The organism is Flavobacterium sp. (assembly GCF_003525665.1).
Lineage (GTDB): Bacteria > Bacteroidota > Bacteroidia > Flavobacteriales > Flavobacteriaceae > Flavobacterium.
The window spans coordinates 1-8,335 of record NZ_DQDX01000007.1; the positions used below are offsets into that span (position 1 = coordinate 1).

The 8,335-nt window shown below is 31.9% G+C and carries 7 protein-coding genes and 2 tRNA genes; 4 read left to right on the top strand and 5 right to left on the bottom strand.

Translation table 11 applies throughout. The annotated features are described in order from the left end of the window. The first annotated feature begins 53 nt into the window (after positions 1–53). The 4 genes from mutS to DIU01_RS00515 all read left to right on the top strand — a co-directional run bounded on the left by mutS (position 54) and on the right by DIU01_RS00515 (position 3,478). A complete protein-coding gene (mutS, locus tag DIU01_RS00500) occupies positions 54–2,660 on the top strand; it encodes a DNA mismatch repair protein MutS (protein ID WP_290831310.1) in 2,607 nt (868 codons plus the stop codon). Between the two features lie 132 nt (positions 2,661–2,792). After that, positions 2,793–2,865, top strand: a tRNA-Gly gene (locus DIU01_RS00505). A gap of 13 nt (positions 2,866–2,878) precedes the next feature. Further along, positions 2,879–2,963: transfer RNA gene (locus DIU01_RS00510), tRNA-Leu, on the top strand. 143 nt (positions 2,964–3,106) lie between these two features. Continuing rightward, a complete protein-coding gene (locus tag DIU01_RS00515; protein ID WP_290831311.1) occupies positions 3,107–3,478 on the top strand; it encodes a DUF1508 domain-containing protein in 372 nt (123 codons plus the stop codon). A 58-nt stretch (positions 3,479–3,536) separates the two neighbouring features. Here DIU01_RS00515 and DIU01_RS00520 read toward each other — a convergent pair whose 3' ends face one another. The 5 genes from DIU01_RS00520 to DIU01_RS00540 all read right to left on the bottom strand — a co-directional run bounded on the left by DIU01_RS00520 (position 3,537) and on the right by DIU01_RS00540 (position 8,192). Continuing rightward, positions 3,537–3,752: a hypothetical protein gene (locus DIU01_RS00520; protein ID WP_290831312.1), complete on the bottom strand. Its 216-nt coding sequence runs from the start codon at positions 3,750–3,752 to the stop codon at positions 3,537–3,539. A 156-nt stretch (positions 3,753–3,908) separates the two neighbouring features. Further along, positions 3,909–6,056 (bottom strand): S46 family peptidase, encoded by a 2,148-nt coding sequence (locus DIU01_RS00525; protein ID WP_290831313.1) that lies wholly within the window; start codon positions 6,054–6,056, stop codon positions 3,909–3,911. 26 nt (positions 6,057–6,082) lie between these two features. Next, positions 6,083–6,535 carry an N-acetyltransferase gene (locus DIU01_RS00530; RefSeq protein ID WP_290831314.1) on the bottom strand — a complete coding sequence of 151 codons (453 nt, stop codon included), beginning with the start codon at positions 6,533–6,535 and terminating at the stop codon, positions 6,083–6,085. A 4-nt stretch (positions 6,536–6,539) separates the two neighbouring features. Next, positions 6,540–6,944 (bottom strand): hypothetical protein, encoded by a 405-nt coding sequence (locus DIU01_RS00535; protein ID WP_290831315.1) that lies wholly within the window; start codon positions 6,942–6,944, stop codon positions 6,540–6,542. Between the two features lie 3 nt (positions 6,945–6,947). After that, on the bottom strand, positions 6,948–8,192 hold the full coding sequence (locus DIU01_RS00540) for a glycosyltransferase N-terminal domain-containing protein (RefSeq protein WP_290831316.1): 1,245 nt from the start codon (positions 8,190–8,192) through the stop codon (positions 6,948–6,950). Between the last annotated feature and the right edge of the window lie 143 nt (positions 8,193–8,335).

An 8,335-nucleotide genomic window follows, 5' to 3' on the forward strand; every position in this document is an offset into this window, starting at 1 on the left:
ATTTTAATATTAAATAATTAAATTCGTAAGCTAATTTTTAAATCAGATTTTCATTGTCATCAAAAGATAAAAGCCCCAAAGAAACGCCGTTAATGAAGCAATACAACGAGATAAAAAGGAAGTATCCTGATGCTTGTTTATTGTTTAGAGTAGGAGATTTTTATGAAACTTTTGGGGAAGATGCCGTTCGTGCGTCTAAAATTCTTGGAATAACATTAACTAAACGCGGTGCAGGTTCTGAAACCGAAACTGCTTTGGCTGGTTTTCCGCATCATTCTATCAATACTTATTTACCTAAGTTAGTAAAAGCCGGACTTCGAGTAGCTATTTGCGATCAGCTTGAAGATCCCAAAATGACAAAAACTATTGTAAAACGTGGTGTGACTGAGTTGGTAACTCCTGGAGTTTCTATGAATGATGAGGTTTTACAATCTAAATCAAATAATTTCTTAGCGTCAATTTATTTTGGAAAGAAACAATTAGGCGTTTCATTTCTTGATGTTTCAACTGGAGAATTTCTAACATCGCAAGGAAATGAAGAGTACATTGATAAGTTACTTCAAAATTTTAGTCCGAGTGAAATTCTAATTCAGAAGAATAATAAAAATCAGTTTAAAGAAAGTTTCGGAGAAGATTTTAATACTTTTTATCTTGAAGATTGGGTTTATCAGCAAGATTATGCTTTTGAAACTTTAACCAATCATTTTCAAACCAATTCATTAAAAGGATTTGGTGTTGAAGAATTGCATGAAGGCATAATTTCATCGGGTGCCATTTTATATTATTTATCAGAAACACAACACAATCGGGTTCAGCATATAACCAACATTCAAAGAATTGCAGAAGATGCTTATGTTTGGATGGATCGATTTACTATTCGAAATTTAGAATTGTATCACAGTTACAATCCGAATGCGGTTACTCTATTGGATGTAATCGATAAAACACTTTCGCCAATGGGTGGAAGATTGTTAAAACGATGGTTGGCATTACCTTTAAAAGAGTCTATAAAAATTAAAAGTCGTCATGATGTAGTTTCTTATTTGAAAGAAAATCAGGAAATTCTTCATAAAATTCAGTATCAAATTAAGCAAATTTCCGATTTGGAGCGTTTGATTTCTAAAATTGCTGCCGGAAAAGTTTCTCCAAGAGAAGTGATTTATTTGAAAGAATCATTGGATGCCATTATTCCCATTAAATCATTGGCTTTAGATAGTAAACAGGAAGCGGTTCGCGTTATTGGCGATAGTTTGCATGCTTGCGATTTGTTGCGTGAGAAAATTAAAACTACTTTAAATCAAGACGCACCAGTTGCAATAGCTAAAGGAAATGCAATCGCTACTGGAGTTCATGCTGAACTAGATGAATTGCGAAGCATTGCCTTTTCTGGAAAAGAATTTTTAGAAGGAATTGAGAAAAGAGAATCAGAATTAACCGGAATTTCATCGCTTAAAATTTCGTTTAATAATGTTTTTGGATATTATATCGAAGTTAGAAATACACATAAAGATAAAGTTCCTACCGAATGGATTCGCAAGCAAACATTAGTAAATGCTGAAAGATACATAACCGAAGAGCTAAAAGAATATGAAACCAAAATTCTTGGTGCCGAAGAAAAGATTCATCAAATAGAAGGACAATTATTTGAACAATTAATTAATTGGATTGCAACTTACATTAAACCAGTTCAGTTGAATGCTAATTTGATAGCGCAATTAGATTGTTTAACTTCCTTCGCGCAATTGGCTATCGAAAATAACTATGTATGTCCAATAATTGATGATACTTTCGAGCTTGAAATTACAAACGGTCGTCATCCTGTTATTGAAAAACAGTTGCCAGTTGGCGTTCCTTACATTGCCAATGATGTTTATTTAGATAGAGAAACGCAGCAATTAATTATGATTACTGGTCCGAATATGTCGGGTAAATCGGCTATTTTGCGCCAAACAGCTTTGATCGTTCTCTTGGCTCAAATGGGAAGTTTCGTTCCAGCAGAAGCCGTGCGAATGGGTGTTATTGATAAAATTTTTACTAGAGTAGGAGCGAGTGATAATATTTCGATGGGTGAATCTACTTTCATGGTTGAAATGAATGAAACAGCTTCCATCTTGAATAATATTTCCGATAGAAGTTTGGTGCTTTTAGATGAAATTGGTCGCGGTACAAGTACATACGACGGAATTTCGATAGCATGGGCAATCGCCGATTTCTTGCATGAAAATCCAGCCCGACCAAAAACGCTTTTTGCAACGCATTATCATGAATTGAATGAGATGAGTGAACTGTTGCCACGAATTCAAAATTATAATGTTTCTGTGAAAGAATTAAAAGACACTGTTCTTTTCATTAGAAAATTAGTAAAAGGAGGAAGCGCACATAGTTTTGGTATTCATGTGGCTAAAATGGCCGGAATGCCGCAAACAGTTATTCAAAAAGCGCAAAAACTATTAAAGAAATTAGAGAAAGACCATTCAGGAGATGCGTTAAACGGAATAAAATCAGCTAAAGACGACATGCAGTTGAGTATTTTTAATTTAGATGATCCATTATTAGAAGAAATTAAAGAGGAGATTTTAGGTTTAGATATCAATACGCTCACTCCAGTAGAAGCTTTAATGAAGTTAAATGAAATAAAAAGAATGTTACTTAAAAAGTAATGTTTACGTTATCAGTTGGTTATGATTTTGTGCTAAAATTTTTCAAAAAAACGTTTGCATAATTGAATTTAAGTGTTACATTTGCATCCGCATTACAGAACAAGTAATGCCGCTCTAAGGAAATCTGATAATGCGAAAATAGCTCAGTTGGTAGAGCGCGACCTTGCCAAGGTCGAGGTCGCGGGTTCGAGCCCCGTTTTTCGCTCAACTACTATAATGCTCGAGTGGTGGAATTGGTAGACACGCTGGACTTAAAATCCAGTGAACGTTTAGTTCGTGCGGGTTCAAGTCCCGCCTTGAGTACAAAAGCTCCAAATTTATTTGGAGCTTTTTTTATTTTATAAAATTCCTAAAAAGTAAAATTCCAAATTATTTTTTTACGGATTAACATTTCAATTTATTTTCGAAATCTGGTGCAATTATTAAACTGATAGCTTTTATAACCTATGGGAACTTTTGTAATTACTAAACGACTTAATGGATTTTATAAATACGAATTTACTTCTCGTAAGGGTAAAACTATTTTTATAAGTAATGATTTTGAGTTGCGATTTGAATGTGAAGACGATATAGATCATTTAAAAAATTGCATAAACGAAGTTTTCTTCATGAAGTTTAAATCTAAAAACGGAAAGTTATACTTTAAAATTATTTTAAAAGATCGAGAAATTGCAGTTAGCAGAAAATATACTACACAATTATTACTTCAAAAAGGAATTGATGAAATTATAAGAACAATTTCAAAATCAGAAATTCTTGATTTTTCCTCACAAGATGATATTTTTCCTCCAGCAGAAGATGTTTTTGGAGTTTTATAAAAAAATAGGCATAAAAAAAGCTCCGCGAACGGAGCTTAAAATTAAAACTAGGTTTTAATTATTTTTTTACTTCTTCAGTAACTTTAGTAGCAGCAGAATCAACTACAGCAGCAGCAGAATCAACTACAGCAGCAGCAGAATCAACTACCTCAGCAGCAGAATCAACAACAGCAGCTGTTGAATCAACAGCAGCAGCAGCATCACCTTCTGCTTGTTTACAAGATACTACAGTTAATGCAGCAACGATAGCTAAACTTAAAAATACTTTTTTCATCTTACTTAATTATAAAAGGTTAATTATTAATTCGGAGCAAAGATATAAATTTTTTCAATCGGAAAAACTTTTATTTCACTTTTTTTCAAATTTTTCACTTTCTATTCCGGCAAACTTATTTACAAATTTCGTGCCAAACTTAAATTTACACTAAAATTATTTTTTCTTTGCTGGTTGTATGATTTTCAATTCGTTAATGATATTTTTTGCACCCGCAAATTTATCAATAATGAATAAAACATATCGGGCATCAACCATAATGTTTCTACAAATCTCTGGTGAGTAATAAACATCGCTCATAGTTCCTTCCCAAACTCTATCAAAATTTAAGCCAATTAAATTTCCTTTTGCATCTAAGGCTGGACTTCCAGAATTTCCTCCTGTAGTGTGATTTGTTGCTATAAAACAAACGGGCATTTTACCATTTACACCATAATTTCCATAGTCTTTAGTATTGTACAAATCGATTAATTTTTTTGGAACATCAAATTCATAATCACCCGGGATGTATTTTTCCATAATTCCATCTAAATAAGTGAATGGCTCATAAACAACTCCATCATTTGGTTTATATCCTTTTACTTTTCCATAAGTTACACGCAAAGTACTATTAGCATCAGGAAAAATTCGATCTGATTTCTGACTTAATTCTAAAATAGCCTTCATGTAAGTTCTTTGTAACGCAATATTTTTCAAATTCAATTCATCATATTTCGGAGCTACATTTTTAGAAAAAGCTTCGGTCATCGATTTGATTAATTGATAACCTTTGTCATTATTCAATTTTTCAATAACTGTTTTCGAATCACCTTCTAATAATGATCTGAAATTTTGTAGTGAAGTTAATTTTGAATTTGTAAAAATATCAGCAGTTAATTTTGGTGCATCAATATTTTTCAATGATTCTGGTAAAAATTGTTTTGGATAATTCGCTGCATACAAACCAATTAATTGTTCAAATACATTACGATCAACATCAACATTGTAATCTTTGTAAAACTCATCTATTCCAGTTGATAAATTGTTTTTTCTATCTGTAAATGATTGCTCGCCTTTAGAATTTAAAATTTGTTCTAATTGGTACAATTTGTAACCAACAGTCAATATTTCTGAATTTCTCAAAGCAACTTCAGTGAAATAATCTCTAGCCAATGCATAGTCTTTTATTTCAGTGTAATTTTTTTCAAAATCAGTTAATAGATTTCCGTATTCTGATTGTTTTCCTGCTTTTATTACTTTTTCTTGGAATTCTTTTTCGAATTTTTGTTTGGCAGCAACCGCATTTGATTTCTTCAAACCTTTAGTTTCACCAATCCATTTTTTCCAATAATTTGCAACACTCGCATATTTTGAAGCGTACTGAATTTTGATGGCTTGACTTTTTCTCATAAATCGGTCTTGTACTTTTAAAGCAGCATCGCGAATTTCAATTTTAGCCGGATTTAAAGTTTCAATAATTTGATTTACAGCAACCGATGGTAAATATTCTGTAGTTCTTCCAGGATAACCCATTACCATTGTGAAATCATTTTCTTTTAAACCAGCGATTGAAATTGGGAAAAAGTGTTTTGGTTTGTAAGGAACATTATCTGCAGAATAAGCTGCAGGACGATTATTTTTATCAGCATAAATTCTGAATAAAGAAAAATCTCCAGTGTGACGAGGCCAAACCCAGTTATCAGTATCCGATCCAAATTTTCCAATAGAACTTGGTGGCGCGCCAACAAAACGAACGTCTTTATAAGTTTCTGTTACAAATAATAAGTACTGATTTCCATCATAAAAAGTTCTGATTTTGTTTTCTTGCCAAGCTTCTTTTGGAGAAGAATTGGTTACCGAAGCAATATTTTCCTGAATTTTCTTTTGTTTTTCAGCTTCTGATGAAAGCGATGCAACGCCTTCTAAAATTTTAGTAGTAACATCATCAATTTGAACCACAAACATTACAACTAAATCTTTGTTTGGAATTTCTTCTTCCATTTTGTAAGCCCAAAAACCATCTTGTAAATAATCGTGTTCTACGGTTGAATGGTTTTGAATAACATCAAATCCGCAGTGGTGATTTGTTAAAATCAATCCTTTGTCAGAAATCACTTCGGCTGTACAACCTCCATTGAATTGCGGAACAGCATCTTTCATGCTAGAATTGTTTACCGAATAAATTTCTTCGGCAGAGATTTTCATTCCAAGATTTTTCATTTCGGTTTCGTTCATTCCTTTCAATAATGATGGAATCCACATGCCGCCTTGTTGCGCTTGGGTTTGAATGACAAATAATAATAATAGTAATTTAATGAATCTCATAATTAGATTTTTAGATTATTGGATTTTTAGATAGTTTGCGTTTTGAATTTTAGTAGTTTTCGGTTGTGAATCACGAAATCGTTTGCAATATACAATCTTTGAGCGTTTTCATTGTGATGTTCTACTTCAAGATAGAGTAATTTTAACGATAATTTAGGAATTTGTTCTTTTATGAACTCAAGTGTTTTGGTTCCAATTCCTTTTCCTCGTGCGATATCTTTTAGGTAAAGTTCGTCAATGAATGCTATTCTTCCTTTATATTCGAAACTAAAAATGAAGGTTAGAATTACATAACCAATTACTTCTGAATTGTCATAAATCAACCAAGCTTTCCCCAGATTTTCATGAGAAATAAATTCTTGAAATAATTGTTTGGAAATTTCAACGTCAATTGGATAATTATCTATTGCATAGAAATCTTGCATCATTGCAGTGATGGTTTCTACTTGAGAAGTTTCTAAGGGTTTGAATGTTGTCATTTGGTTAAGTATCCAATAAACAAATTAAAATGAATGGGAGAAGGAGTAATAAAGCGAATATGACATTATGATATTTTATCAAGGTTGTAAATTTTCCTTTATATTGATTTAAAATTTTTTCTCTAGCATCCTTTCTAAAAATCGTAAAATAGTTATAAATAATAATTGTTGAAATGACAAAGAGCATTACAAATAATCTAACGGTTTTAATATCATTAGTTAATAATTTAATCCAATTTAAAAATTTTGTATCAAAATATTTTTCAATAGGTATTAAAAATAAAATGATAAAAAATGTACATTGTTGAGCAATAAAAGCTGTTTGTAATCTTTGAAGATTTCTTGAGTTGAAACGAGGTTCTTCTATTTTCCAGCCGTGATACATTATAAAGAATACAATTTTTAACATTGATTAATTATTAATATGTTTCAAAATAACTTCCGTCGCACCTTTATTCATTTGTACAAAAGTGGAACAAATATGTCCTTTTTCGTGACGGTCATCTTCATTGAAAACTAAATTATCAAGGGCTTCGTTTAATTCATTTTGATTCGAAATTGAAACACAACCTTCTTGATGAACCAATGCAATTGCTTCGGCAAAATGCGAATAATTGGGACCAATAATGATCGGGATTCCAAATGTTGCTGGTTCTAAAATGTTATGAACACCAGGATTTCCAAATCCGCCACCAACGTAGGCGATGTCTGCGTAGGAATAAATTTTGGTTAAAATTCCGATAGTGTCGATGATGAAAACGTTTTTTTCCTGTAGAGACAAGGCATGCCTTGTCTCTACATTTTCGGAAAATAAAATCGTTGGTTTTGTAATTTGTGATTTCAGATTTACAATTTGTTCCGATTTGATATTGTGCGGTGCGATGATGAATTTTATATCATCGGATGCATTATTAATGTAATTCACCAATAAATTTTCGTCTTTTGGCCATGAACTGCCTATGACGATTGTGGTTTTATTGTCTTTGAATTGTTGGATAAAATCTAATGAATTATCTCGTTCCAAAATGGAAACTACTCTGTCAAAACGAGTGTCACCGGAAACTTTTACGTTATTGAAACCAATAGATTGAATCAGATTTTTGGAGCTTTCGTTTTGTACAAAAAAGTAGTCGAATGTTTTTAAAGCGTTTCTGTAAAAACCTCCATACCATTTGAAAAAAGCTTGGTTTTCTCTGAAAATACCTGAAATTAGATAAGTTTTTATTTGAAGTTTTTTCAATTCATTCAGATAATTGGGCCAATATTCATATTTGATGAAGAAAACTAATTCTGGATTTATGGTTTTGATGAATTTCTGTGCGTTCGATTTTGTGTCTAATGGAAGATAGACTGTAGCATCGGCAACAGTATTGTTTTTTCTTACTTCGTAACCTGATGGTGAGAAGAAAGTAACAACTATTTTATGATTTGGGTATTGAACTTTTATTTTTTCTATCACTGGTAAACCTTGTTCGTATTCACCTAATGATGCAGCATGAAACCAAATTGTTTTGTCGTTTGGACTGATTTTACTTTGTAAAATAGGAAAAACTTCTTTTCTTCCGTTGACAAAAAGTTTGACTTTCGGACTGAAAAGCGCTACTAGTTTTACTATTTGCGAAGCCAGAATTATAATTAGATTGTATAGAAAAAGCATTGTTGAATTTTAGTTGGGTAAAAATAAGATTTTTTGCCTCAGATTTTACAGATTAAACGGATTTTCACAACTAAATTTCTTTTGAAAATCTGATTTTGCGAAGGACAAATGCTAATTAGCCCTGATTGTAGCGGCACCGAAGT